General features: G+C 37.9%; 26 protein-coding genes. 12 read left to right on the forward strand and 14 right to left on the reverse strand.

Annotation, left to right across the window (positions count from 1 at the left end; all coding sequences use genetic code 11):
* Positions 1-39: 39 nt before the first annotated feature.
* The 3 genes from DIZ80_07040 to pyrG are packed head-to-tail and all read right to left on the reverse strand — an operon-like array spanning position 40 to position 3841.
* Positions 40-1320, reverse strand: a complete 1281-nt coding sequence (locus DIZ80_07040; protein RDH83884.1) for a phosphopyruvate hydratase — start codon at positions 1318-1320, stop codon at positions 40-42.
* Between the two features lie 50 nt (positions 1321-1370).
* Positions 1371-2204, reverse strand: coding sequence for a 3-deoxy-8-phosphooctulonate synthase (locus DIZ80_07045; GenBank protein RDH83885.1), 834 nt, complete (start codon positions 2202-2204; stop codon positions 1371-1373).
* Positions 2204-3841: a CTP synthetase gene (pyrG, locus tag DIZ80_07050; GenBank protein ID RDH83886.1), complete on the reverse strand. Its 1638-nt coding sequence runs from the start codon at positions 3839-3841 to the stop codon at positions 2204-2206. The genes DIZ80_07045 and pyrG overlap by 1 nt, the downstream gene beginning before the upstream one ends.
* 380 nt (positions 3842-4221) lie before the next feature.
* Here pyrG and DIZ80_07055 point away from each other — a divergent pair, with 380 nt between their 5' ends.
* From DIZ80_07055 to DIZ80_07065, 3 genes are all read left to right on the forward strand, one after another.
* Positions 4222-5331 carry a cell division protein ZapE gene (locus DIZ80_07055; GenBank protein RDH83887.1) on the forward strand — a complete coding sequence of 370 codons (1110 nt, stop codon included), beginning with the start codon at positions 4222-4224 and terminating at the stop codon, positions 5329-5331.
* Between the two features lie 108 nt (positions 5332-5439).
* Positions 5440-6489 carry a thioredoxin gene (locus DIZ80_07060; protein ID RDH83888.1) on the forward strand — a complete coding sequence of 350 codons (1050 nt, stop codon included), beginning with the start codon at positions 5440-5442 and terminating at the stop codon, positions 6487-6489.
* Positions 6486-6677, forward strand: coding sequence for a hypothetical protein (locus DIZ80_07065; GenBank protein RDH83889.1), 192 nt, complete (start codon positions 6486-6488; stop codon positions 6675-6677). Before DIZ80_07060 ends, DIZ80_07065 begins: the two co-directional genes overlap by 4 nt.
* Here the strand turns inward: DIZ80_07065 and DIZ80_07070 are convergent.
* Positions 6674-7165, reverse strand: coding sequence for a hypothetical protein (locus DIZ80_07070; GenBank protein ID RDH83890.1), 492 nt, complete (start codon positions 7163-7165; stop codon positions 6674-6676). The two genes, DIZ80_07065 and DIZ80_07070, sit on opposite strands and share 4 nt — an antisense overlap.
* 171 nt (positions 7166-7336) lie before the next feature.
* Positions 7337-10012 carry a nitrate reductase gene (locus DIZ80_07075; GenBank protein ID RDH83891.1) on the reverse strand — a complete coding sequence of 892 codons (2676 nt, stop codon included), beginning with the start codon at positions 10010-10012 and terminating at the stop codon, positions 7337-7339.
* 378 nt (positions 10013-10390) lie between these two features.
* Between DIZ80_07075 and DIZ80_07080 the strand changes: the two genes are divergently transcribed.
* A complete protein-coding gene (locus DIZ80_07080) occupies positions 10391-10819 on the forward strand; it encodes a hypothetical protein (protein ID RDH83892.1) in 429 nt (142 codons plus the stop codon).
* 92 nt (positions 10820-10911) lie between these two features.
* On the opposite strand, the gene DIZ80_07085 is transcribed toward DIZ80_07080, so the two are convergent.
* The 4 genes from DIZ80_07085 to DIZ80_07100 all read right to left on the reverse strand — a co-directional run bounded on the left by DIZ80_07085 (position 10912) and on the right by DIZ80_07100 (position 14329).
* Positions 10912-12438 carry a sodium-independent anion transporter gene (locus DIZ80_07085; protein RDH83893.1) on the reverse strand — a complete coding sequence of 509 codons (1527 nt, stop codon included), beginning with the start codon at positions 12436-12438 and terminating at the stop codon, positions 10912-10914.
* Positions 12439-12665: 227 nt separating this feature from the next.
* Positions 12666-13313 carry an adenylate kinase gene (locus DIZ80_07090; protein RDH83894.1) on the reverse strand — a complete coding sequence of 216 codons (648 nt, stop codon included), beginning with the start codon at positions 13311-13313 and terminating at the stop codon, positions 12666-12668.
* Positions 13314-13496: 183 nt separating this feature from the next.
* Positions 13497-13769, reverse strand: coding sequence for an endonuclease (locus tag DIZ80_07095; GenBank protein RDH83895.1), 273 nt, complete (start codon positions 13767-13769; stop codon positions 13497-13499).
* On the reverse strand, positions 13766-14329 hold the full coding sequence (locus DIZ80_07100) for an elongation factor P-like protein YeiP (protein ID RDH83896.1): 564 nt from the start codon (positions 14327-14329) through the stop codon (positions 13766-13768). Before DIZ80_07100 ends, DIZ80_07095 begins: the two co-directional genes overlap by 4 nt.
* Before the next feature lie 78 nt (positions 14330-14407).
* Between DIZ80_07100 and DIZ80_07105 the strand changes: the two genes are divergently transcribed.
* Positions 14408-17245 (forward strand): RNA polymerase-associated protein RapA, encoded by a 2838-nt coding sequence (locus DIZ80_07105; protein RDH83897.1) that lies wholly within the window; start codon positions 14408-14410, stop codon positions 17243-17245.
* Here the strand turns inward: DIZ80_07105 and DIZ80_07110 are convergent, their stop codons facing one another.
* Positions 17246-17773, reverse strand: a complete 528-nt coding sequence (locus tag DIZ80_07110) for a metallopeptidase (SprT family) (protein ID RDH83898.1) — start codon at positions 17771-17773, stop codon at positions 17246-17248.
* Between the two features lie 72 nt (positions 17774-17845).
* On the opposite strand from DIZ80_07110, the gene DIZ80_07115 reads away from it, so the two are divergent.
* Complete coding sequence (locus DIZ80_07115; GenBank protein ID RDH83899.1) at positions 17846-19057, forward strand: hypothetical protein; 1212 nt, start codon at positions 17846-17848, stop codon at positions 19055-19057.
* Here DIZ80_07115 and DIZ80_07120 read toward each other — a convergent pair.
* On the reverse strand, positions 19054-19515 hold the full coding sequence (locus DIZ80_07120; protein RDH83900.1) for a hypothetical protein: 462 nt from the start codon (positions 19513-19515) through the stop codon (positions 19054-19056). The two genes, DIZ80_07115 and DIZ80_07120, sit on opposite strands and share 4 nt — an antisense overlap.
* Positions 19516-19554: 39 nt before the next feature.
* On the reverse strand, positions 19555-19887 hold the full coding sequence (locus DIZ80_07125) for a DUF3301 domain-containing protein (GenBank protein ID RDH83901.1): 333 nt from the start codon (positions 19885-19887) through the stop codon (positions 19555-19557).
* A gap of 15 nt (positions 19888-19902) precedes the next feature.
* Here DIZ80_07125 and DIZ80_07130 point away from each other — a divergent pair, with 15 nt between their 5' ends.
* Entirely contained in the window at positions 19903-20487 is a 585-nt protein-coding gene (locus tag DIZ80_07130; protein RDH83902.1) for a hypothetical protein, read from the forward strand.
* Here DIZ80_07130 and DIZ80_07135 read toward each other — a convergent pair.
* Together DIZ80_07135 and DIZ80_07140 are read right to left on the reverse strand one after the other, a co-directional pair.
* Positions 20465-21430: a 2-nitropropane dioxygenase gene (locus DIZ80_07135; protein RDH83903.1), complete on the reverse strand. Its 966-nt coding sequence runs from the start codon at positions 21428-21430 to the stop codon at positions 20465-20467. The genes DIZ80_07130 and DIZ80_07135 overlap by 23 nt on opposite strands.
* A 1-nt stretch (position 21431) precedes the next feature.
* Positions 21432-21899 (reverse strand): DUF4442 domain-containing protein, encoded by a 468-nt coding sequence (locus DIZ80_07140; protein ID RDH83904.1) that lies wholly within the window; start codon positions 21897-21899, stop codon positions 21432-21434.
* A gap of 110 nt (positions 21900-22009) precedes the next feature.
* On the opposite strand from DIZ80_07140, the gene DIZ80_07145 reads away from it, so the two are divergent.
* The 5 genes from DIZ80_07145 to DIZ80_07165 all read left to right on the forward strand — a co-directional run bounded on the left by DIZ80_07145 (position 22010) and on the right by DIZ80_07165 (position 26192).
* A complete protein-coding gene (locus tag DIZ80_07145) occupies positions 22010-22258 on the forward strand; it encodes a hypothetical protein (protein RDH83905.1) in 249 nt (82 codons plus the stop codon).
* Between the two features lie 14 nt (positions 22259-22272).
* Positions 22273-22944, forward strand: coding sequence for an RNA pseudouridine synthase (locus tag DIZ80_07150; GenBank protein RDH83906.1), 672 nt, complete (start codon positions 22273-22275; stop codon positions 22942-22944).
* Positions 22934-23557 (forward strand): DsbA family protein, encoded by a 624-nt coding sequence (locus DIZ80_07155; GenBank protein RDH83907.1) that lies wholly within the window; start codon positions 22934-22936, stop codon positions 23555-23557. Before DIZ80_07150 ends, DIZ80_07155 begins: the two co-directional genes overlap by 11 nt.
* A gap of 2 nt (positions 23558-23559) precedes the next feature.
* A complete protein-coding gene (locus tag DIZ80_07160) occupies positions 23560-24336 on the forward strand; it encodes a hypothetical protein (protein RDH83908.1) in 777 nt (258 codons plus the stop codon).
* Positions 24337-24734: 398 nt separating this feature from the next.
* Positions 24735-26192, forward strand: coding sequence for a hypothetical protein (locus DIZ80_07165; protein ID RDH83909.1), 1458 nt, complete (start codon positions 24735-24737; stop codon positions 26190-26192).
* Positions 26193-26220 lie beyond the last annotated feature (28 nt).

Below are 26220 nucleotides of genomic sequence, written 5' to 3' on the forward strand. Positions count from 1 at the left end.
TCCCGTCACAAGCTTTCCGGGATGAAATAATAACTTAACTTAACTTAAGTGCTTAAATGCAGCCTTTCCAGCATACACCGCTTTATCACCCAGCATTTCTTCAATACGTAATAACTGGTTATATTTTGCTACGCGATCTGAACGAGAAAGTGAACCGGTTTTTATCTGGCCCGTACTGGTCGCTACACATAGATCAGCAATTGTTACATCTTCTGTTTCACCTGAACGATGTGAAATTACAGCAGTATATCCAGCATCATGCGCCATATTAATCGCATCAAGCGTTTCGCTTAAGGTACCAATCTGATTGAATTTGATCAAAATTGAGTTAGCAATGCCTTTATCAATACCTTCTTTAAAGATTTTAGTATTGGTAACGTACAGATCATCACCCACCAACTGAACTTTATCACCTAGACGTTCAGTTAATTTTGCCCAGCCTTCCCAGTCAGCTTCATCCAGACCATCTTCAATTGAGATAATGGGATATTTTTCTACCCAGTCAGCCAGGTAATCAACCATATCTTCAGCGCTTAATATGCGATTTTCAGAAGCCAGATTGTACTTACCGTCTTCATAGAATTCAGAGCTTGCTACATCAAGACCAAGATAAATATCTTTACCCGGTTCAAAACCAGCATTTTTAATCGCCTCTAAAATAACTTCAATCGCTTCTTCGTTAGAAGAGAGATTTGGCGCAAAACCACCTTCATCACCAACGGTTGTTGCCAGACCACGATCAGATAATACCTTTTTCAAAGAATGAAAGACTTCTGTACCGTAACGTAATGCCTCTTTAAAAGATGGCGCTCCAACAGGCAGAATCATAAACTCCTGTAAATCAACACTGTTATCAGCATGTGATCCACCATTGATGATATTCATCATTGGAACAGGTAGCTTATAAGTGCCGTTACCCAGGTACTCATATAGATCTTTATTTTCAAAGCTTGCAGCTGCTTGTGCCGCCGCTAAAGAAGCCGCTAAAAGTGCATTCGCACCTAAACGTTCTTTATTGTCTGTACCGTCTAATTTCAACATGATGTCATCGATAGTACGCTGTTCTCGACAATCTATACCAATCAGTGCTTTTTGAATCTCGCCATTTACATTAGCAACCGCTTTTAATACACCCTTACCCATGTAACGGCTCTTATCATCATCTCGTAGTTCGATTGCTTCACGAGCACCTGTAGATGCGCCTGATGGCACTGCAGCTCGACCGCGTACACCACTTTCTAGAATCACATCTGCTTCCAGTGTTGGGTTGCCTCGTGAATCGAGTATTTCGCGTGCGATTATTTGCTTAATTTTTGACATGTTTTCCTCAATACTTTCATGTATTTACGTTTACTTTCTAACTTAATTTCTTACAATTGTGTTTCTTCAAAAGGAGACGATTTAACTAACTCATCTATACCTTTCAAACGAGCCAGTAATGACTCCATTTCACCTAATGGCCACGCATTAGGACCATCACTCAATGCCTTTGAAGGATCGGGATGGGTTTCCATAAATAGTCCTGATACACCTGCAGCAACGGCAGCTCGTGCCAGAACTGGAACATGCTCACGCTGCCCACCTGATGTTGCACCCTGCCCGCCGGGTAATTGAACCGAATGAGTCGCATCAAAAACAACCGGGCATTCAGTTTCACGCATTACCGCAAGAGCACGCATATCAGACACAAGGTTGTTATAACCAAAGGATACACCTCGATCACAAACCATTATCTGTTCATTACCTGTTGTTCTGGCTTTATCTACCACGTTTTTCATATCCCAGGGCGCCATGAACTGTCCCTTTTTAATATTAATCGGGATACCAGCTGCTGCTGCTTTTAAAATGAAATTTGTCTGACGACACAAAAAAGCGGGTGTTTGAATCACATCAACCACATCAGCAACTTCATCCATAGGTGTATCTTCGTGTACATCGGTAATAACCGGAACACCTACTTCATCTTTAACTTTTTGCAGAATACGCAGACCTTCAGCCATACCTAAACCACGAAAACTATCAATTGACGAGCGATTCGCTTTATCAAATGATGATTTGTAAATAAACGGGATACCCAGTTTATCTGTAATTTGTTTCAATTCTGTTGCAGTACTCAATGCCATTGCTTCTGATTCAATAACACAGGGACCAGCCAGCAAAAAGAAAGGCTGATCAAGACCGACATTAAAGCCACATAAATCCATTATGAATTACCTCTGTCATCGCGATGTTTACACGCTGCTTTTATATAATCAGTAAATAGAGGGTGACCTTTACGCGGTGTAGAAGTGAACTCCGGATGGAACTGACAGGCAACAAACCAGGGGTGCTCTGGAATTTCTATTACTTCAACCAGATTACCATCGACAGAACGACCTGAGAATCTCAGGCCCTTCTCTTCAAGCGAGTCGATATATGTATTATTAAATTCGTAACGGTGGCGATGACGTTCTGAAATTTTGTCCGAACCATAAATGTCAGCAATTTTACTATTTTCCTGCAACATACATGGCTGCGCACCAAGACGCATTGTGCCCCCCAGATCAGAGTGCTCATCACGTTTTTCTGTTTCGCCTGATTCAGACATCCATTCAGTGATTAAGCCTATAACAGGGTGCTCTGTTGAACGATTAAACTCTGTGCTATGAGCATCATCCATATCTGCTTTATGGCGTGCGTATTCGATTACAGCAACCTGCATACCCAGACAGATACCAAGATAAGGCACGCCTTTTTCACGTGCATACTTAACCGCGGCAATTTTACCTTCTACACCGCGCTTACCAAAACCACCAGGAACAAGAATCGCATCAAGCCCATCAAGCTGGCTCATATCGCCACCTTCAAAGTCTTCAGAATCGATGTAAAGAATATTTACCTTAACCCTGTTTTGAATACCTGCGTGACTTAATGATTCATTTAGTGATTTATACGATTCGGTCAGATTGACATATTTACCAACCATACCAATCGTTACTTCGGAATCCGGGTTTTCCAGCGCATCTACAACTGCTTCCCAGTCAGACATATCCGCTTCTGGCAGATCAAGACGTAACTTGTCTGCAACAATATTATCCAGCCCCTGATCCTGCAGCCATTTAGGTATTTTATAGATATGATCAAGATCTTTAGCTGAAATAACGGCCTTTTCTTCAACATTGGTAAACAGTGAAATTTTACGACGTTCTTCAGCGTGCAAATATTCTTCAGAACGACAAAGCAATATATCGGGCTGTATACCAATGGAGCGTAATTCTTTTACAGAATGCTGCGTTGGTTTAGTTTTAACTTCACCTGCAGAGCGAATGTAAGGCACAAGCGTCAGATGCATAAACAGCGCTCTATCATGCCCAAGCTCTACACCCATCTGACGTATCGCTTCAAGGAATGGCAGGGATTCGATATCACCTACCGTTCCACCAATTTCAACCATCGCAACGTCTGCTCCAGCTGCACCCTTAATTACACTGCGTTTAATTTCATCAGTGATATGAGGTATAACCTGAACGGTTCCACCCAGGTATTCACCACGACGCTCTTTACGAATTACCGTTTCGTAGATACGACCCGATGTAAAGTTACTGGCCTGGGATGTACGAGAGTTTACGAATCTTTCATAATGCCCAAGATCCAGGTCAGTTTCTGCACCGTCGTCGGTTACAAATACCTCTCCATGCTGAAACGGACTCATTGTTCCGGGATCAACATTAATATAAGGGTCTAGCTTGAGCATTTTTACGGTAAGGCCACGAGCCTCGAGAATAGCACCGAGAGAAGCGGCAGCTATCCCTTTTCCAAGAGAAGAAACTACACCACCGGTGATAAATATATAGCGTGTCATCAGGTTAATTTTGGCCTTATGGATTGAATTTAGGAGCCACAGAAATCGGTGTGAATATTAGCAAAAAATTATTGAATTCTCAATGACTTGTAAGAGTAATTACGTAAACAGTCGATGAAAACTTCTAGCAACAGTTAGACACTGTCTATTTATACTACCATTTAATCTACTTCATTACGCTAACAGTCAATATTAAGAAGCGATCGCCTAAAAACATAAATATTATTAATGTTGTGAATTTATCCCCGCTATACGCCATAATCTAATCAATAATAATTTAAATTATAAACAGTTAGCACTTGTGAAACTAATAACACTTAACATTAACTTCATTACATAACTTATTGTATTATAACAGAAAGAACCCATAAAATAATTTTATGCCCATAATTGATGAATACAATAAACAGCTGCAACAGAAAAGCTATCAGCATGATCCTGAGCAATTAAAAGCGGTTGAACACCTTTCACAATTACAGCTTACGTTAATTAATCATCTACAGCGCAAACAAACCTTTACCCATAAAATTAAATCATTTTTAAAAATACCTACCGAGTCACTTCAGGGCTGTTATATCTGGGGCGATGTAGGGCGCGGTAAAACCTGGCTAATGGATATGTTCTTTGATAGTTTTGATATTCATAGTCCAATAGGCAAACGCAAAATCAGACTACACTTTCATCACTTTATGCAGGCTATTCATGACCAGTTAAGCCTTATTGGTGAGCAGAAACAACCCCTAAGATTTATTGCCAGATCATTCGCAAAACGGTACCAGTTACTTTGCCTTGATGAATTTCACGTATCCGACATTACTGACGCTATGCTGCTATATGGCTTACTTGAAAACCTTCTAGAAGAAGACGTGGTACTCGTCATTACATCCAATCAGATACCTGACAATTTATACAAAAACGGCCTGCAGAGAGAGCGTTTTTTACCCGCTATTGAGCTTATAAAAAACCATTGTCAGATTGTTGAACTGAATGGTGATACAGACCACCGCTTACGCCTACTGGAAAAAGCGGATACCTGGCAAATTTTAACCGAAAGTAGCGACCAGATTCTTGAATCACGCTTTCTGGAGCTCATTACCTGCCCTGCTCAACGAAATTATAAAATCCACATTAATTATCGAATCATAGAAAGCATCCTTTATACTGATAAAATAATATGGTTCGATTTTCATGTGTTATGCGGTAATAAACGAGGATCTGCTGATTACATAGAAATCGCCAGACAGTTTCATACCGTATTTGTTAGCAATATCCCCAGAATGAATGATAATCAAAATGATAAAGCAAAAAGGTTTATTAACATGATTGATGAATTCTACGATAGAAATGTCAATTTGCTAAGCAGCGCTGATGGCCGACCAGAGGACCTCTATAGCGGTAAGCAGCTTGCATTTGAATTCAAGCGTACAACCAGTCGTTTACAGGAAATGCGAAGTCATGAATACATGCAAAGACCTCACAAAATAAGCTAGAATGGTAGATAAACAGAGATATATTTTTAGTGTTGCTAAAATCCCTCTTAATGCGGACAAACTTAAAATCGACCTGACTTTTTACGGATATTAAAATCTTTGAATATTATGCGTGTATTTTTTATTTTATCATTGCTCCTGCTTATCAATAACACTGCTCTAGCCAACTCACAGGATACTGATGATGCACTGGTTTTTGATGATTTTCCACTTAAGGAAGACCTACACTTACCTGAATGGTTTAGCCTAAGCTTTCTCGATTTACAGGAAAGCCTCGATGACGCCCTGAAAGAAGGCAAAAAAGGCATCATTTTATATTTTGGTCGTAAAGACTGCGCTTATTGCGAATCCTTACTGGAGATAAACTGGGGCGACCCGGCCATTATCAAATTCACCCAACAGCATTATAATGTTATCGCAATTGATGTACGTGGCGATCGCACCGTTACAGACTTTAACGGAAAGACCTGGACAGAAAAAAACTTTGCAGCACATCGACGCACCAACTTCACCCCTTCTTTACTCTTTTATAACGCTAAAGCTCAGTTAGCTCTTAAACTACCGGGTTATAGACCTAAGTATCAATTCAGAGCGGCGTTAGAATATGTCGCTGACTCACATTACTTACGCGAATCCTTTCGTCAGTATTTAACTCGTGCAGAAGCTGCTTTAAGTTTTGGCTCTGAAGAACTAAATGAAAACGACACCTTCCAGACACCGCCATATAATTTAGACCGAAGAAAAAACACAAAACAAAGCTCTCAGGTAAATCCGCTTGTTGTTTTATTTGAACACGGGCGATGCCATGCCTGTGATGTCTTACACGGAGACACTTTAAGTAAGCCTGAAGTAACCAGTCAATTAGAGGAACTAGACGTCGTTCAATTAAATTCAATGGATGATACACCTGTCATTACACCTCAGGGCAAACATACCACCGCCAGAAAATGGGCTGATGATTTAAATTTAACCTTTGCACCCAGTCTGATATTTTTTGATGAAACTGGAAATGAAATATTAAGAGTGGAATCGGTTATTCGCTTTTATCGCTTAAATAATGTTTTACGTTATGTGATTGGTAAAGAATATAATAATTATCCGACTTTTCAGGCCTGGTTACATGAAATACGCAAAAATATAAAGAGCAGTAAACAATGAATCAGAAAAAGGTAATGCAGGCCATTGAAAGTATTTGTAGCACTGGCTGCTCATCCGTTAATGCAATTATAAAAACACTGGAGTCAGGTAAAACCGTTGTCGGCACAGAGGACTTTACTGAAGCTGAAATTAATGAATTAACAATTGAGCTTAAATCAATAATGGCCGTTTACGAAAATAAAAATTAAATAAGTTTTTTAGGGTATTCAAATGCAAGCAGGTCTCCACTTGCTACTTTTACATCCTTCCAGTTTGAGACATCAAACTGAACGATTGCCACACTGCAGGTAGGCATATCATCAACACTACCATCAACATAATAATCTACAATTTCAGACATTCCCGGGTTATGCCCCACTATCATCACTGTTGAGTTCTTTGCCGATATATTCTTTACCACATCAGCAATATCAAGATGTGAAGCAAGATAAAGTGAATGCTCGGTTAAAATATCGATTTGAGGAGTAAGATGATTTTTGTATTCAGTTGCTGTCGCCATGGCGCGCGCGGCATCACTGCTTAATATCTGATGAATAACATAACCACATTGCTCCAGATAAGAAGCCATGGCAGGTGCATCCACTTCACCCTGGCTATTTAACGGCCGTTCAAAATCGCTTATACCTTCCTGACCCCAGTTAGACTTGGCATGTCTGGCAAATAATACGGTTTTCATATTTCACCTATCTTTAGCCCCATTGTGAAGATATTTGACGCAGAGGCACAGAGTATTTAAATTAACAAAACAAACCCACTAATATATAAAGCTGATATTTCATAACATGCCGTATATATAACATATTACATTCTCTGCGCCTCAGCACCTCTGTGTCAATGCTTAAGGAAATTAAGATTTTTCATTTAACAAAGCCGTTAACTCAGGAATACATGATCCACAGTTGGTTCCTGCCTGTAGCGCTTTACCTATTGCATCAATTGAGTCTAACTTATCTTCTTTAATGGCTTTTAAAATAGTATTACGACCGACACCAAAACAGGCACAAACACTCGCTCCCGCATCATCGCCGGCCTCACCAGGACGTCCGGATAATAAAAATGCCTTTTCTTTATCGTTTAAGCTTTGTTTATCAAAAAGTGCCATTAACCAGTCACGATTTGGCAGGTGCTGATCAGGACTAATAAATATACAACTTTCTAATGACTCACCAACAATTCGTGCGGCACGATATCGTTTTGCTGATGGGTCAAAATACTCCATCCATGAAACATTTTCTTCATGCGCGCATAATAAATTACGTGCATTTTCTGCCCAGTTATCCGGCGTATCATTACCCGCTATTTCATAACGCCACAAATGATGTCCTTTATTTAAGTTCCAGTAATCCTGTGTTGAAAGATCAAGCTGACGACGACTTAATAAAAACCCATACCAGGATTTTTTAGCGGCTTTAATTGAAACAGGTGTATGTTTAAATTCAGGCTGACCGGAATACGGGTCACGATCCGGGTTAACTAATTTTCCTGTTACCGCATTTGATGCATACTGATCATTCCAGTGCATCGGCATAAACACCATGCCCTCAGGCACTTCATCACTGATGCAGGCCCTAACAGTAACTTCACCCCAGCGACTAGAAACATTTACCAAGTTCTCCGCAACTATATTATATTTACCCGCATCTTCAGGGTGTATTTGTATATATGCTTCAGAAATATGCGTAGACAGTTTTGGCGATTTTCCAGTCCGTGTCATGGTATGCCATTGATCACGAATTCTCCCGCTGTTTAATATTAACGGGTACTGCTCTGTCACCGGGTTAGCCGGACCTTGAGGAATCACCGGAATCATTCGTGCTTTACCTGAGTCCGTAAAAAAACGCCCATTCTCAAATAAACGTTTTGTACCATTTAACTGATTAAAAGTAACCGGCCATTGTGTTGGAATAAATTGCTCATAACCTTTTTCATCAAGATCTGAATATAAAGAGATATCGAAATCACGTGTCCCGTTATTTTCCTTACCACTTAATGCTGCAAATTCTTTAAAAATTTCGAGAGGTGATTCGTAGTTGAACTCAGATTCAAACCCCATTTTACCGGCTACCAGAGAAATCACTTTCCAGTCTGGTAATGCTTCACCGGGTGCATCCCTGAATGAACGTTGACGAGACAGTCGTCTTTCAGAATTGGTCACCATACCATCTCGCTCACCCCAGGTACTTGCGGGTAACAACACATGCCCTAAATCAGTCGTGTCTGTACTTTGCATACAATCCTGCACAACTAAAAATTCACAATGAGATAACGCCTCCCGCACCCGATTATTATCCGGCATGCTAACCGCTGGATTGGTACCTATTACCCATAGCGCTTTAATTTTGTCATCTAAAATTGCATCAAATAAATCGACGGCTTTATAACCTGCTTTATCTGCAATAAAGGGTGACTGCCAGTGTTGTTGAACTAACTCACGGTGAGAAGCATTTTCTAAATCCATGTGCGCAGTTAACTGATTACACAGCCCCCCTACTTCACGTCCACCCATTGCATTTGGTTGCCCTGTGAGAGAAAAGGCACCCATGCCCGGTCGTCCTATTCGTCCGGATAAAAGATGACAGTTTATAATGGCATTTATCTTATCGGTTCCGGAACTGCTCTGATTAATCCCCTGAGAAAATAATGTGACTACTTTTTCTTTACGAGCAAACAGCGCATAAAAATCTTCAATCTGCTCTTTACTTAAACCACAAATTTTTGCGACTTCATCTATATCGCCGGAAGACTCATACGCAGATTCAAGTGTTGACTCCAGACCATCGACGCAATTATCTGTAAATAATTTATTAATTTCACCCTGATCATTTAAATAACTTAATAAACCATTAAATAAAACCGGGTCTTTACCCGAATTAATAGCCAGATGAATATCAGCAATATCACAACTTGCCGTTTTACGCGGATCAATAATAACAACCTGTAAACCAGGGTTATCTTTTTTAGCCTGACGTATACGTTGAAAAATTACCGGGTGACACCAGGCTGTATTTGAACCCACAATAACAATTAGATTAGTTCGCTCAAGATCTTCATAACTACAGGGAACACTATCAGAACCATAAGCTCGTTTTTGAGCCGCAACAACTGACGACATACATAAACGTGAATTCGTATCAATATTCGCATTACCAATGAAGCCCTTCATTAACTTATTAGCAACGTAATAATCTTCAGTTAATAATTGCCCGGATACATACATTGCCACAGAGTCACGACCAAATTTGTCTATGCTATATTGAAAACGTTGAGCAATCAGTTCCAGCGCATCATCCCATGGCACTTCCATACCATTTATCTGAGGTTGCAGCATGCGCCCTTCATCATCAAGCGTATCGGCTAAAGCGGCACCTTTTGAACATATTCGGCCCAGGTTTGATGGATGATCAGGATTACCTCTGACTTTGTACTCATTCTGATCCTTACTCACCACAATGCCACAACCAACACCACAATACGGACAGGTTGTTTTTGTCAGCTCGACTTCATTCTCAACTTTAATGGACATTGGATTCTCAGATACCGTTCGTCTAAATTACGAAACACTAATATAGCAGTTAAACATAATATTATCTATTAACTATTTAGTGAGCATTTAATAATAGCATTCTAAAATAATGTGTGTATTCATAGGGTTAACTCATATAAGTAAACTACATTTCATCTCTTCCAGTTTTAAAAATTAGTTAATATTCGAGCAATTAAAAAATGTAATAAGCCGTATAAATAATTTGAATTATCAAACAAGCTGGGCTGGCCTTATATATTGATTATGAATTTTATAAAAGGAGCTAAATAACAAGTTTATACCTGCCCGCCTTACCAGTTAATAGAGTTTAATCTATAGCGGTATTCCGGCCATAGTCAACACTAACGGAGTTAATCTATGCCTAAAACCTGGGTTGTGGTTGCAGAAAGCAGCCGTGCAAAAATTTACGAAGTTGAAAAAAATGAATCAAATAAATCCCTTAAAGAAATCACTGGCTTTACTCATTCAATCAACAGAAGTCACTTCCAACACCTGAGCGGTAATCAGCAAAAAGAAAGCAGGCATTCGCAGTTATGCGGCTCACTCGATACCCATAAAGATCATGAACGCACAGAGTTTGCGCGCACCATCGGTGATCACTTAAATTCGGCTAGAAACAAAGGCCAGTTTAATAAACTTATATTAATGTCACCACCAAAATTTCTTGGTGACCTGAGAAAAAATCTGGGTAATGAAACAAATAAATTCGTAGTATCAGAAGTGGATAAAAACCTTGTTCGACACACCTTAAAAGATATTCAGGCACATATGCCTATAAGGTACTAGGGGTAGTCTTAAGTCAAAAACAAAAAAGCGATATCCCAAAGGGATATCGCTTTTGACTAAAGATGTATACCTTCCGACTTAAGGTTTTCTCATCAAGCCAGTTTATCATCAGCAACATGGTAGCTAGGATCTTCAAGCCTGTTTACCTCTACCAGATCACCTGCTTTATCCAGTAACTGCTTACACTCTTCTGATAAATGGCGTAAATGAAGTTTCTTGCCTGCTTTAATATAACGTTCTGCTAAGTTATCAATCGCTTCAATGGCTGAATGGTCAGACACACGTGAATTTTTAAATTCAATAATGACATCTTCAGGGTCATTTTCCGGCGCAAATAATTCACGGAAGTTTTTAACTGAACCAAAAAATAAAGGCCCGTTCAACTCATATACTTTCGAACCTTTATCATCAATATAATCTGTAACATTAATATGTTTTGCATGTTCCCATGCAAATACTAATGCCGATACAATGACACCAACAACAACCGCTATTGCGAGATCACTTGCAACGGTTACGCCTGAAACAAGCACAATAACAAATGCATCATGACGTGGAATTTTTCCGAAGATACGGAAACTTGACCATTCAAATGTACCTATTACTACAATAAACATAACACCCACTAATGCAGCCATGGGAATTTGCTCAATTAAACTGGATGCAAACAAAATAAATGCCAGTAAAAATAGCGCAGCGGAAACACCTGATAAACGTTGATGACCACCAGAATTAACATTAATCATACTCTGGCCAATCATGGCACAGCCACCCATACCACCAAAAAACCCGGTTGCAGTATTTGCTATACCCTGACCGATACATTCACGGTTTCCACGCCCCCGGGTATTGGTTATTTCATCTATTAATGTCAATGTTAATAAAGACTCAATTAAACCAATTGCCGCTAAAATAATGGCGTAGGGAAAAATAATTTTAAGTGTCTCTAAATCAAATGGAACAAGTGGAATATGGAACTGTGGCAATTCACCTTTAATGGATGCCAGATCACCAACGGTATTCGTATCTATATTCAAACCAATGACTAATAATGAAACAACCACAATAGCAGCAAGTGACGAGGGTACAGCGGTGGTAAGCTTTGGTAAGAAATGAATAATAGCCATGGTTAATACGATTAAACCGCCAAAGATCAATAATGGCGCACCTGTCATCCATTCTGATACTCCATTCACATCAACCTGAAAACTCTTCATTTGCGCAAGGAAAATAACAATTGCCAGACCATTTACAAAACCCAGCATTACCGGGTGTGGCACGATACGAATAAACTTACCTAACTTAAATACACCCGCAAGTATCTGTAATATCCCCGTTAACACAACAGCTGCAAACAGGTACTCAACCCCGTGATCCGCCACCAGAGCCACCATAACAACCGCCATAGCGCCCGTTGCACCCGATATCATTCCCGGGCGACCGCCAAAGATAGCCGCTAACAAACCCACCATAAATGCCGCATATAAACCAACCAGTGGTTCAACACCCGCAATAAAAGCAAAAGCTATCGCTTCTGGCACCAGCGCTAACGCAACTGTTAATCCTGAAAGGACTTCGTTTTGGACACATACACGATTTTCACATCCCAGACGGAACATAGGCTTAACTCTTTTAAGTTGATTTACGGGTTTTGAAGGGCGCGAATTATAGCAGGTTTGATTTTTTCTTGATATGGCTCAAATAGAGCAAGTGAATTCAGGACCGACCCCTGTCGTCATATAACCCCGAATTTAATCGCCTGATACTAAAAAGGCCAGCTCTCACTGAGTGAGGGCTGGCCTTTAAGTATGAATTCCCTTTATTAAAGGAAATTTATATACAGATCTTACTTATTAGCGTCTAAACGAGCAGTGATTGCATCGATTACAGATTGGCTAGTAGTCGCATCAACAGATACCAGATTACCTTCTTTTTCATAGAAGCCAACTAGTGGAGCTGTTTGCTCATTGAATACGTCAAGACGGTTACCGATAGCTTCTTCAGTTTCGTCATCACGCTGTACAACTGGACCACCACACTTGTCACACTTGCCTTCTTCTTTTGGTGGGTTAGATTTAACATTGTAAATTTCACCACAATCAGTACATGTACGACGAGTCGTTAAACGATCAAGGATAACATCACGTGCAACCTGAATATCTACAACCATATCCAGCTCTTCACCGATGTCTTTCATTAATACTTTAAGTGCTTCAGCTTGAGGAATAGTACGTGGGAAACCGTCTAACAGGTAACCAGCTTTGCAATCGTCTTCTTTTAAACGTTCGCCCATGATACCCATGATCAGATCGTCAGATACTAAATCACCCGCTTTCATTGCAGCTTCAGCTTGCTTACCAAGCTCTGTGCCAGCAGCAACTGCAGCACGCAGAATGTCACCAGTTGAAATTTGAACAGAGCCGTCCATTTTAGTCAGTAATTTAGCGACTGTGCCTTTACCAGCACCAGGTGCGCCTAACAGGATTAATTTCATGTTTCTTCCTCAGTATTATGTGTGTTTTTCTGACCTGATGAGTGTGTTTCAGCAGGTATCTTAATTTCTGCTGCGCATAATACACCAATTTGAGATAAATCTCGGTGTAGTTTCATTTATTGCGCCATAAAATGAATTTTGTATGATTTATCGCACTAAATCATCATCAGCCAAAGTTAACGCCTACAAACCATCTAATTCATTTCGCATAGAGTGAGCCAGATCAACCTTCTTTTTACGACTCAACTTACGTATCTCGTATTCCCTGCTTGCCGCATCAGAACGAGAGTCACACAAATCAAAATACACCATTTTTAATGGCCGTCTGGCTCTGGTGTACTTTGCCGCTTTATTATTATCTTCATTATGTTCATGTAGACGTCGTTTTGGATCAGTCGTAATCCCCGTGTAATAACTATCATCGGCACAGTGGAGTAAGTAAACGTACCAACTCATGCTCTGGACAGGTATTCCTGAGTTTCAGTATTAATTTTAATCGGCTGCCCGTTTGACAGGTATTCAGGTACCTGAACAACAAGCCCTGTTGAAAGTGTCGCCGGTTTTGTTCTTGCTGAAGACGATGCACCTTTAATACCGGGCGCGGTATCTTCTATCGTAAGCACAACGGAGGCTGGTAATTCTATACCCATAATCTGATCTTCAACAATCAGTGCATTAACCCCTTCCAGACCTTCCATCAGAAATGCCAGTTCATCCTGTATATCCTCATCTGCAAGGGTATATTGCTCATAAGACTCATTATCCATAAATACCCATGCATCCCCCTCCCTGTATAGAGGCTGCACCGCAGAGCGATTGACATCTATTACGTCAACATTTTCATCCCCAAGAAAACCATGTTCAAATTTTTTCTTGGTAACCAGAACCTGCCCTTTCATCTTATAAATGGTATTACCACTACGTGATGAGGCGGTTTGACAGAAAACACTCTTAATTACAATATTCTGACCATCATGATGTATAAAGGAGCCGCGTTTAATTTCATTCGCTTTCATAATTTATTTCTAATAATTGATTTTAATTGTCACGTATAATAACGCTTTTTTAACAGGAAATCCGGGTCTTAAATAACCATGTCAGAATTTGTAATAGACCAACGCTGGATAAATGATGCCGAATTAATGATGGGACTGGGCACGGTTCTATCTGTTGAGCACCGTACGGTTAGCATATTATTTCATGCAACTGGAGAGACGCGTACATATGCAAAGGAATCAGCTCCACTAACACGTATACGCTTTAATACCGGTGATGAAATTACTGATATTCATAAGCGGAAATTACAGGTTGAAGATGTTTTCGAAGAAGACTCTCTGCTCATCTATCAGGTTAAAACAGAAAACGGTGAATTAGAATTACTTGAAGAACGCGATCTGGACACGTCAATTCAGTTAAACAAGCCTCTCGAAAGACTAATTAGTGGCCAGGTAGATAAAAACAAATGGTTCGACCTGCGTTACCAGACATGGCTAAACCTGCAAAAAAACTATAGCAGCGGCATTAGTGGACTCACAGGCGCACGAACCAGCCTGATACCACATCAATTATATATAGCCAATGAAATTGCCAGCCGTTATGCACCACGCGTTTTACTTGCGGATGAAGTTGGTCTGGGCAAAACGATTGAGGCCTGTTTGATTTTGCATCAACAGATGAATAGAGGCCGGGCCAATCGAGTGCTAATTATTGTACCGGATGCATTAATTCACCAATGGTTAGTAGAACTATTAAGACGTTTTAATTTATATTTTAGTATTTTTGATGAAGAACGTTGTCTCGCTATCACCGAGAGCACAGATTTTGAAAATCCATTTCATGCAGAACAACAGATACTTTGCAGCCTCGATTTATTTACTAATAACCCAGACCGATTCGAACAGGTTCTTAATTCTGACTGGGATTTATTAATTATTGATGAAGCCCATCACCTTGCATGGAGTAATGAGCATGTTAGTGAAGAATATAAATTAGTAGAAAAACTGGCTGCTATTACCAAAGGTTTATTATTACTGACTGCAACACCTGAACAGTTTGGCAAGGAGAGTCACTTTGCCAGATTACGCCTGCTAGACCCGGATCGGTTTAATGATTATGAAAGTTTTGTTCAACAGGAAAATCAGTATCAGATAATTGCTGATTTAATAGAAGGCATTAGTAATAATGACCAACTGTCCGATTCATTATTAAATCATCTGATGTCACTGGAAAGTAATGTTGATATTGAATTAGTTAAAAACGGACAATTAACAGAACAGAATAAATCAGATGTAATTCACCATTTATTAGACTGTCACGGAACAGGTCGAGTGTTATTTAGAAATACGCGTGCGGCTATTCAGGGTTTCCCTGAAAGGCAGGTTATTTCATACCCGTTAACATTGCCTGAACAGTACAAAACAGCCATTGCTTCAGGCTCGACAGATCTGCTTCATCCTGAACGAACAAAAAACGATTCAAGTGAATGGACACTTTTTGATCCCAGAGTTAACTGGTTAGTTGAGTTACTGAACAAACATAAAACTGAAAAAATACTTTTAATTACACATTACGCTGATACAGCAATTGAGTTATCTAATGCACTTAAAACACAATTTGCAATAGCTTCGTCTGTTTTTCACGAAAACTTAAGTATTGTTGATCGTGATAAACGCGCTGCAGACTTTGCTGATAATGAAACCGGTGTGCAAATTTTAATGTGTTCAGAAATTGGTAGTGAAGGTCGAAATTTTCAGTTTTCACACCATCTTGTGCTTTTCGATTTACCACTTAACCCTGACCTGCTAGAACAACGAATAGGTCGTCTTGACCGTATTGGGCAAACACAAACAATAAATATTCATGTACCTTATTTTGAACACTCAGCTCAGCAGCGTCTTTATAACTGGTACGACAATGCATTAAATGCTTTTAATAGTACCTGCCCTGCCGGTGCTGAAATATTCAGTAAATATAAAGAACAACTGATTGAGTCATTATCATCTTCACAGACATCTGATGACGAATATGATGACTTTGTTAATTTATGCAAACAGGATTACATCGACCTTAACCAGGTAATGCATGAAGGTCGTGATCGCTTGCTTGAATACAGTTCATGCCGTAAAGACATAGCAAATAAAATACAGTCAAAAATTGAAAACTTTGAACAGAACTCACAATTAAAACTATACATGAATGATCTGTTTGACTGTTACGGTGTAAATATAGAAGAACATAAATCCGGCAGTTATATCATTAGCCCCGCGGAGCATATGGTTGGTCAGTTTCCAGGACTACATGATGATGGCATGACAGTTACTTTTGACCGCAATGTTGCATTAAGCCACGATGATATGCATTTTCTGAGCTGGGACCATCCAATGGTTCTTAATGGCATTGATATGTTATTAGGTAATGAGATGGGTAACACGTCTGTGTGTAGCATTAAGTCAAATGACTTTCAACCAGGTCAGTTATTAATACAAACTGTACATGTTTTAAATATTGAAATTCCGCATGAGCATCAGCAGGAGATTACAAGCGAACAATTACAGGCTTTACCTGTTTTAAGCACATACACTGAAAGCTGTGAAGATATTAGCCCTGAGTTTAAAACTTATAAATTTAAATCCGTTGCAAAAGCGATTGCGAAACAGATAGTTCAACTTAAAGAAAGTGACATTAAAAACATTTTGTCCCGCATTTCTGATGATATTTCAACTCATGCATCTGAATATCTTCAGTCACATTATTCAACAAATTTATTAATCCTGGAAAATGAAATTGACAGATTAACAGCCTTAAAAGCAGTTAACCCTCAAGTTAGAGATGAGGAAATCGAGTTTTTTAAATCACAACTAAATGGCTTTAGAGCTGCACTGGACAATCCCGTTAATCGACTGGATTCTATCAGGCTAATTATTACAACATGATCAGATATTTCTACTACTTAATCTTAAAGGCAAGCGGCACTTTCTGCATTTGTATATAGCCTTCTTCTTTTGAACTTTATTATGCCGTGTCGTAGATAACTGATGCATCATACAACCACAGCTATAGTCATGTTGTGTTTGCCGATGCAATGGCAAACCACTAACATCATATTGACTGGTAACGTCAGGTTTAACATCAAACATAAGCATAACCTGCTGCCACTCTTTGCCATGAGGTTTAACTTTTTTAACTCCCCATATTGTGTGCACAACATAATGCGCAACCTCATGTGCAACTGTATTTATCAGTGAATCCTCAAAATAATGAGAGAAAATTATTTCATTATAACGAATACTGGTTAAACCATTACGCACCATAAACATGCCGGATGTGCGTCCCTTAAGATCAAATTTAACCTTAATTTCCGTAAGATTTAAGTTATGTTGCTGGTTAGCGAGCTCAATATAATGCCTGGTTTGATGAATAACCTGATTTTTTTGAGCTTTAGTGAGTAAAAACTGATTCATTAAGTGCGTTTTGTCGTGTCAGATTAAATAAAAATAGGCTATATTTAAATTTAGGATATTAACAGGATATTTATGGATCACCTATTTATTGCACGTCAACCCATCTACAACCGTGATCAGGGTGTTATGGCTTATGAGCTTCTGTATCGCAACAACGATATCAATATGGCAAACTTTAGCGATGGAGATCAAGCTTCCTGTGAAACTATCCTCAATACTTTTATGCATATAGGTATAGACAATATAGCTGGTAGTGCACTTGCTTTTATTAATCTTCCTCGTGAATTCATTATCAATGAAGAGCTCACTCCTATGTTTAATGAGCAGGCCGTGCTTGAAGTTCTGGAAGATATTAAACCTGATAAAGATGTAATTGAAGGCATTAAACGACTTAAAGCTGAGGGATACAGAATTGCTCTTGATGACTTTATTTTTCAGGAAGAACTTATACCCTTTATTGAGCTAGCAGATTTTATCAAAATTGATATACATGCCCTTAATAAAGATCAGATCAAACAACAACTCTTATTACTTAAACCCTATCCGGTTCAGTTTATTGCCGAAAAAATTGAAACACATGAAATGTATCGTTTCTGCTACGAACTCGATTTTGATTTTTTTCAGGGTTATTTTTTTAGCTATCCAGAAATGCTTAAGAAAAGATCTCTACCCAGCAACAAGCTTGTAATATTAAATTTAATACAAAAACTACAGAACCCCGACATCGACTCCGATGAACTTGAAAAAATTCTGATTCAGGATATAACCCTCTCGTACAAGCTACTAAGATATATAAATAGCGCATCATTTGGCTTAAGAACAGAAGTAAATTCCATCAAGGATGCGATAGTTTTATTAGGTATAAGCAAACTGAAAAACTGGATTTCTTTGATTATGATGTCAAAGATCATTGATTCAAAACCGACGGAAGTTATCGTAACAGGAATGATACGAGGAAAAATGTGTGAATTACTGGCTGAAAAATATCATCCTGATATAAAACACCAGATGTTTGTAATTGGTTTATTTTCTGTACTTGATGCACTGATGGATCAACCAATGATTGATCTTTTAGACACGGTGATTCTGAGCACTGAAATAAAACTTGCCCTGCTAGACCATAAAGGCCCACAGGGTGAAATATATAACTACGTATTACAGTACGAAAAAAGCAACTGGAATGAGCTAAATAACTCAGATATCAACTCTGAACAATTTATACAGTCATATCTAACCGCAGTACATTGGGCAGATGAGAACATGTTGTCATTACTTAAAAATTAAACTAAAAATCGCCCACCTGCTGCAATCACAATAACGGCAAGCCCAAGTAATATATTCACACCAACAAAAAAACGTATTTTGGCTAATGCCTGAGCACCTACAGGCCATTGCTGATTGATCACGGCCATTCTCAAATTTTTATAAGGTAAAAAGAAGATATAAAGATAGATAATAATCATAATCATGCCAATACCATTCATAGCATGCACATATAGGGGAGTAACAGACATACTTCCCCAGACACTAAATATCATAAAGTAACCCGTGACAGGCAATAGTATTACGCAAAGCCACACCACTAAAAAAAAACGTTTAAATACACTAACCCAGAGTGTTAGACGTGCCGGGGGTTCTAAGGTTTCAACTATAGCCGGGCGTAGAAATGTATGAGCAAAGACCATACCCCCTACCCAGATAACAGCAGCAATAACATGTAACAAACTAAGTATGCTTAACATAATAATATAGTTCTCTTAAAGTAATTTAAATTATAATAACTAGGGGTTAATATCAATATCGTTAAATTGATAAACATCCATATGTGAATGCAGTAACTGTTGACCAACTAGTGTCAGCTCACCATTATAACGATGATATTCACTATTGGTGAATTCAAACTTGTATTTACGTAAAAGCTTTATCTGGCCATAGCTATTTTTACCAAATTTCATTGACGATAGATGGACAGTATCATCTAAAAACTGTACATTATTTTTTTTACATAACTTTGCCCCAAATAATCGGGCTTTTTCATTAATTTTCATAGATTCAAGCCAGAACCATATAACTAATGTCAATCCTATTATTAATATTAAATCAGTTACATTCATTTACACAAAACCTACATGAAACAATTAGATAAGACAGCAAATACCTATACTCCTCTATTCTGTGAGGAGAATATCTGGAAATTAATTAACACATTATATACGAATCAGATCGCTAAACCCATAGACGTATTATTCATTCTAAACCAGACCAGTTCTGTCGCCCTTTTTGGACAAAATAAGGCTGATACATACAAACCCGTTATATGGGATTATCATGTTATTCTAACTGCTGAGCTTAGTGGAAATATCGTTGTTTTTGATTTCGATAGCCGATGTGGATTTCCTGTCAGACTTATCGATTATTTTAATGAAACATTCCCTCAAACGATTAAACTTAATGAATCCTTTCAACCTTTAATAAAGTCTATAAAGCCAAACTATTACCTTAAACACTTCTACTCAGATCGTTCACATATGAAAAATGTTATTGATGATACTGAGTTTCCTGGTTACAAAATCATCGAACCAGATGACGACGAGGAAAAGCTAACACTCAACAAGTGTAGAAATTTAGAAGATAACATCCCAAACTGTAAAATTGAGTTACCCGAAAAATACTTAGAAAGATTAATTAAAACTAAGACACAAACTCCTGAATAATTTCTTCAACTGATAATACTGAATCAATCGTATCAACACTTTTTCCAGCCTGCCAGTAATCAACATCACCCGATTCATCCAGTAATGATTTTTTCAGTGAATGCAGCGATTTAAGAGCCAGTACCGTACGCATCAAATATTTAAACTTGGGACTATTTAACATCCAACGCTCTAGAACATTTGGCTTGAGTCCTTTTTTCTGTATATAGGGAGTATTGATTACTGAAACAGGCACACCTGTAATACGCTCACTTAAAACGATATCTTTTTCTTTTGAGTTTATAATCGCCTGTTTATACGCTTCATTCGCACTGCATTCTTTTGAGGCTATGAAGCGAGTACCCATTTGCACAGCCTGATATCCTTTAGCTAAAGCCTGATGGTAAGATTCAGCATTTCCAATACCACCTGCACAAACTATGGGTAAATCATAAGACTTTAATTGCGATAATAACTCATCATAATATTTTGTACCTGCATGGCCTCCTGCCCTGTTATTTACTGCGATTAAGCCATCTACACCTACATCAACTGCTTTCTCAGCCCACTTAGCTTCTGTCACATCATGGTAGACAATAGCACCCGCTTTATGAGCAGCCTCTACCACCCAGTCTGGCTTACCTAAAGACGTTATAAAAAAATTAACACCCTCATCAAGAGCACTATCTAACCAATATTGCATGCGTTGATGATATTTTTTAGATCCTTTTTCTATCAGAAGATTCATCCCCAGAGGTTTATCTGTTAATGATTTTATATACTTTAGTCCTTCAATAAACTCATAACCATGAACATACGTTAGAGAAATAGGCTGTATAATGCCAATTCCACCAGCATTCGAAGCTGCTGCAACTAATTCAGGGTTACTACAAGGATACATTGGTCCACATATAATCGGGTGCTGTATGCCGGTGTGTTTAAGAAATAAATTATTTTCAGTCATATTAATCCTGTTTGAGCCCTAATTTCCACACTACCTGGACTTGGGCGACCTCATCTTTTTCCTCATCTTTTATAATTGCAATAACCGTATGCTCAACTGAATCCGAGAAATCAGGCAGCTCTGTTGAACATTCCGCAGTTAATGTCCCTCTAGCTTTTTTTATAAAATTGATTTTAATCTCCACAGGAATTCCACGTGTATTATCTTTAAATAATGAAATAAGAGCCAGTCCACTGGTAAATTCGCCAAGATTAGTCAGGGCAATAGCATGTATTGAGTTTAAATGGTTACGAACGCCTCTGCGATCATTTAACTCCATCTTTGCATAGCCTTTTTGTAAATCAATCACATTTGCCTTTAATGCACCGGTGTATGGATTAATTAATGGTATTAAGTGATTAAACAACCATCTACCTGCAGCATTATTTCCAAGTTTTTGCCAGTATCGATAAATATCTGTAATTTGCATATTTTGTCACTTATGGATTGGATGAAGTCGAGGAATTCAAAAATAATATAGATGCCAATTTATGAATCTATATTGATATAATAGCAGTTCATTCCAACAACCGTACTTATATGACAACTGAAAATATACCTGCTTTTGATGCAGGGCTTGCACATGAAGATATTATTAAACTCGCTTCATATCGCATGCCATTTGGTAAGCATGCAGGACAATTACTAATAGATCTTCCTGAACCTTATGTTGTCTGGTTTCATGGCAAGGGTTTCCCTGAGGGTGAATTAGGACGTATGTTAGGTATAACATATGAAATTAAAGTAAATGGCCTTGAACCTCTATTTAAACCCCTTTTAAATAAATAAGCTGTTTATATATCATGTTACGACCTGTAATTTATAACCCACCAACTCACCTTAAACTTGATATTCTTTATCAGGATAATGACCTGATTGCACTAAACAAACCCAGTGGGCTTCTATCTGTACCCGGTCGAGGAGATGATAAACAGGACTGCATGCATTCACGACTACAATTAGAGCACCCCCGGGCACTCGTTATTCATCGTCTAGACATGCCAACATCTGGCCTGATTTTATTTGCACTAAATAAAGAAATGCAAAAGAGGATGAGCATGCTTTTTGAAAAAAAGCAGATTAATAAACAATATATAGCCAAAGTACATGGCGTACTTAAAGATAAAAAAGGCACTATCGACCAGCCCCTTATAACAGACTGGATAAATCGTCCAAGACAAAAGATTGACTATAAAAATGGCAAACAATCTAAAACAAAATATACATTAATAAGTTCTGATAATAACAATACCAGTATAGTTATGCTTGAGCCTGTTACCGGGCGCAGCCATCAACTTCGGGTACATATGTCTTCACTTGGTCATGCAATATTAGGCGATGATATCTACGGAACATATCAGAGTCGTAATGCAAGTTCTAGATTGTTATTACATGCAGAAAAAATAAACTTCATTCATCCGTTAACAAACAAAGAAATAAATATTAGCTGTAATGTTGACTTTTATGAACTCTAACATCACTTTAATTTATGTACACGATCCTATGTGTAGCTGGTGTTATGGATTTAAACCTGCATTAAGTTTATTAATTGAAAAACTAAAGCATAAAGTAACAATACAATATTTACTTGGAGGGTTAGCGACTGACACAGACGAACCAATGCCAGAAGCTATGCAGAAACAAATTAAGTTAAACTGGAAAAGAATTGAAGAAACAATTCCTGGTTGTATTTTTAACTATGAATTCTGGACATCCAACATACCAAAACGCTCTACCTACCCTGCCTGCAGAGCAGTGCTTGCTGCAAAAAACCAATCTGTAAGAGCTGAAGGTAAAATGAATTCTGCTATACAGAAAGCTTATTATTTAACAGCACAAAACCCATCGGACTATTCAGTACTTTACAATATAGCAAAAGAAATTAATCTGGATGTAGATCAATTTAAATTTGATATCCACTCTGATAAAATAAATATAGACTTACAACGACAAATTACTCTAAGCAGAAAAATTGGAGCAGATAGCTTTCCTTCATTATTTATTAAAGTTGATGAAATTTATCACCCAATAGTACTCGATTACAATAATGTCGATATAATTATCGAACATATAAATGATTATTTATAATTATGACTATTAAAGACCAATGGAACACATCAATCTTTCACAGCTCACCTATTATTCGACAGCTTCAATCACTGACGAATAATTTCGGTCAATTTAATGACTGGCCGACCATCAATGAATATTCTGAATTATTTAATAAAAAAGATGTAGGCATTAAACCTGTTCCACAATCGACAAGTATAAATAGCTTTGAAGATCAATATGAACCACGAGTTTATTTAAAAAACGAATTACAGACCAGAACATATAACTGGCATGATTTTTTTAATGCTCTCATCTGGCTTAAGTTTCCAAAAACAAAAAAAACATTGAATAAAATTCATTACAAACAGGCCATTAAAAGACCAGTAGGAAGCAATCGTTCAACTCTCGAAAATAGAATTACACAGTTTGATGAATGCGGTGCCATCATAATCACAAATAACAGAAAGATGCTTGATCTTATAAAAAACCATCAATGGCATGAACTGTTTATTAGCAATCAGAATGAATTTGAAAATAATCTACGCTGCGTTATATTTGGACATGCTATGTTTGAAAAAGCTATAAACCCTTATATCGGTATGACCTGTCATTGCATCCTGCTTGAAGATCAGTTGTTATTAGATGATATAAACAACGATAATTACAAAGATCTGGATGAAAAACTGGCAAATATCTGGGAAAATCAGATATCCAGTAACCCTCAGAAATTTAATGCCTTACCTCTACTTGGAATCCCCGGTTACTGGCCAGTACAGAATGAAGACTTTTACACAAATACAAATTATTTTAGATAATTCGTTAAATATCAATAAGTTAGCTACCGCGCCTCAACTCTAATAATTAACTCTTTAATCTAAAAAGTCGATAGATAACCGCTAATAAACCAGATAAAGATTGTTTTATTCAAGAAACCCCCTATAGTTAAGTTTACCGTAATACCTAACTTCGTGAAGTTGATCACAATATTAACCCTTTTAGGGGATTAGTATTACAAGCGTGGTGTTGCGGCAAGGCCTAAATGCAATCCATCAAATGTTAAAAGCACCAGCAAAACGTATGTTTTGCATAAAAGAATGTGCACTAACAACATCTATACCTCATATTCGGGTGTGGTGGATTCGACAATCCTCATATGCAATGTTATGTGTACTTTTGTACTTTTACAGAATTGCTACGCTAACAGGAAGTGTACATGAGCCCTTTTGATAACACGGTAAAGATTTCGGCTATTAATCTTGATGATAAAGAGTATCTCTCTAAAATCATCAATGGTTATGTAAAAGACTCGGCAGGCGATAACACTGCCCTGCGTAATTCTGCATCTGGTAAAAACTTCTTTAACCGCGATGATGTTTTAAAAGCATTAACAAATATACAGCTGACATATAAATCAAAATATATTGCGGGTCAGCAGGTCAACATTAATACCGATAAATTTCAAACTGCCTTACTCAACAGCATGGCAAAAATGAGTAATGTGACCGTTCCAAAAACAATGAACCAGATAGATGGGCGCACGATTGATTTTGTTGAGATGATTTTTGGCGCATTTTTACGTGATCAGAACATTTCAGGTGCCATTAAAACCCTGTTATTAAGATTGCAAATACCCGTTATTAAAACTTCACTTATTGATCATAATTTTTTCTACGACAACAAACATCCTGCAAGAACTTTACTTGATACTGTAGCGCATCTGGGAATCGGCATTGACGATGAAGACAACACCGTTTATCAGACTATAAATTTAATACTTGATCAGCTTTTACGTAGCTTTGATAAAAACACTGTTAGCTTTAGAACTGCACTGACTTCTTTACAACGCTTAAAGACAATTGAGCAAAAGAATTTAAAACAAAATGAAGATGTAACTCGTGCTCAAATCGTAAAGGAACATGCTAGACAAATTGTGTTGTCTGAATTGCAGTACCACACAATGAATATCAAACTACCAAAACCTATACAACCATTACTTCTTAATAACTGGTCAACGTATATGTTTGGTAGCTATTTAAAATTTGGAAAGAGTAGTTATGAGTGGCAGGAATCTATAGATATACTTAAAATCGTCACTAAATCATTATCTACAATAAACAATCGTAAAGAATGGCTTTCTTTAAACAATAACTATGAAGAAATAGTAACCACTATAAGAGCTAAACTTGCAACAACAAAACAGAATAAAGAAAAGTCGCACATAGCGACTGAAAATCTGAAACGACATTACGAAAAAACAATACACAATTCTGAATACTTTGAAGAGAAAGCATTAACTGAAGAAAATGATATTTCATTAAAAGACTCAGTATACGCTGACAATAGTCAGGATGAGCCAAGTCCAAGTGAAAAAACACAACAGACATCTATAGATATTATTTCAGAATTACCTGAGTACGTTAGACCTGGCGTCTGGTTTAAAATCTATACTGGTGAAGACACACCACCACGCAGACTTAAGCTTTCTATCATTACCGAGGAAGATGCACGTATGATTTTCGTTGACCGAAAAGGCACTATGGTTATAGAAAAAAATGCATCAAAATTTAATATAGAACTACTGAATGATCAATCTCATTTACTTGAAGATCACTCTGTATTTGATCATGCCTTGAGTCAGGTTATTGCAAATATCTCTAATAATGGAAAATAAATTAATATCTAAAATATAATAATAATCT

Source organism: endosymbiont of Galathealinum brachiosum, from assembly GCA_003349885.1.
Classification (GTDB): Bacteria; Pseudomonadota; Gammaproteobacteria; order SZUA-229; family SZUA-229; genus SZUA-229.

Bases quoted from the DNA above. Each gene is read 5' to 3' on its own strand.
- DIZ80_07145 (RDH83905.1), top strand. From the start codon at position 22,010: ATGACAACTGAAAATATACCTGCTTTTGATGCAGGGCTTGCACATGAA.
- DIZ80_07055 (RDH83887.1), top strand. From the start codon at position 4,222: ATGCCCATAATTGATGAATACAATAAACAGCTGCAACAGAAAAGCTAT.
- DIZ80_07045 (RDH83885.1), bottom strand. From the start codon at position 2,204: ATGGATTTATGTGGCTTTAATGTCGGTCTTGATCAGCCTTTCTTTTTG.
- DIZ80_07160 (RDH83908.1), top strand. From the start codon at position 23,560: ATGACTATTAAAGACCAATGGAACACATCAATCTTTCACAGCTCACCT.
- DIZ80_07065 (RDH83889.1), top strand. From the start codon at position 6,486: ATGAATCAGAAAAAGGTAATGCAGGCCATTGAAAGTATTTGTAGCACT.
- DIZ80_07095 (RDH83895.1), bottom strand. From the start codon at position 13,769: ATGAGTTGGTACGTTTACTTACTCCACTGTGCCGATGATAGTTATTAC.
- DIZ80_07130 (RDH83902.1), top strand. From the start codon at position 19,903: ATGAAACAATTAGATAAGACAGCAAATACCTATACTCCTCTATTCTGT.
- DIZ80_07040 (RDH83884.1), bottom strand. From the start codon at position 1,320: ATGTCAAAAATTAAGCAAATAATCGCACGCGAAATACTCGATTCACGA.
- DIZ80_07070 (RDH83890.1), bottom strand. From the start codon at position 7,165: ATGAAAACCGTATTATTTGCCAGACATGCCAAGTCTAACTGGGGTCAG.
- DIZ80_07080 (RDH83892.1), top strand. From the start codon at position 10,391: ATGCCTAAAACCTGGGTTGTGGTTGCAGAAAGCAGCCGTGCAAAAATT.
- DIZ80_07155 (RDH83907.1), top strand. From the start codon at position 22,934: ATGAACTCTAACATCACTTTAATTTATGTACACGATCCTATGTGTAGC.
- DIZ80_07085 (RDH83893.1), bottom strand. From the start codon at position 12,438: ATGTTCCGTCTGGGATGTGAAAATCGTGTATGTGTCCAAAACGAAGTC.
- DIZ80_07110 (RDH83898.1), bottom strand. From the start codon at position 17,773: ATGAATCAGTTTTTACTCACTAAAGCTCAAAAAAATCAGGTTATTCAT.
- DIZ80_07135 (RDH83903.1), bottom strand. From the start codon at position 21,430: ATGACTGAAAATAATTTATTTCTTAAACACACCGGCATACAGCACCCG.
- DIZ80_07115 (RDH83899.1), top strand. From the start codon at position 17,846: ATGGATCACCTATTTATTGCACGTCAACCCATCTACAACCGTGATCAG.
- pyrG (RDH83886.1), bottom strand. From the start codon at position 3,841: ATGACACGCTATATATTTATCACCGGTGGTGTAGTTTCTTCTCTTGGA.
- DIZ80_07120 (RDH83900.1), bottom strand. From the start codon at position 19,515: ATGTTAAGCATACTTAGTTTGTTACATGTTATTGCTGCTGTTATCTGG.
- DIZ80_07125 (RDH83901.1), bottom strand. From the start codon at position 19,887: ATGAATGTAACTGATTTAATATTAATAATAGGATTGACATTAGTTATA.
- DIZ80_07105 (RDH83897.1), top strand. From the start codon at position 14,408: ATGTCAGAATTTGTAATAGACCAACGCTGGATAAATGATGCCGAATTA.
- DIZ80_07140 (RDH83904.1), bottom strand. From the start codon at position 21,899: ATGCAAATTACAGATATTTATCGATACTGGCAAAAACTTGGAAATAAT.
- DIZ80_07075 (RDH83891.1), bottom strand. From the start codon at position 10,012: ATGTCCATTAAAGTTGAGAATGAAGTCGAGCTGACAAAAACAACCTGT.
- DIZ80_07150 (RDH83906.1), top strand. From the start codon at position 22,273: ATGTTACGACCTGTAATTTATAACCCACCAACTCACCTTAAACTTGAT.
- DIZ80_07165 (RDH83909.1), top strand. From the start codon at position 24,735: ATGAGCCCTTTTGATAACACGGTAAAGATTTCGGCTATTAATCTTGAT.
- DIZ80_07100 (RDH83896.1), bottom strand. From the start codon at position 14,329: ATGAAAGCGAATGAAATTAAACGCGGCTCCTTTATACATCATGATGGT.
- DIZ80_07060 (RDH83888.1), top strand. From the start codon at position 5,440: ATGCGTGTATTTTTTATTTTATCATTGCTCCTGCTTATCAATAACACT.
- DIZ80_07090 (RDH83894.1), bottom strand. From the start codon at position 13,313: ATGAAATTAATCCTGTTAGGCGCACCTGGTGCTGGTAAAGGCACAGTC.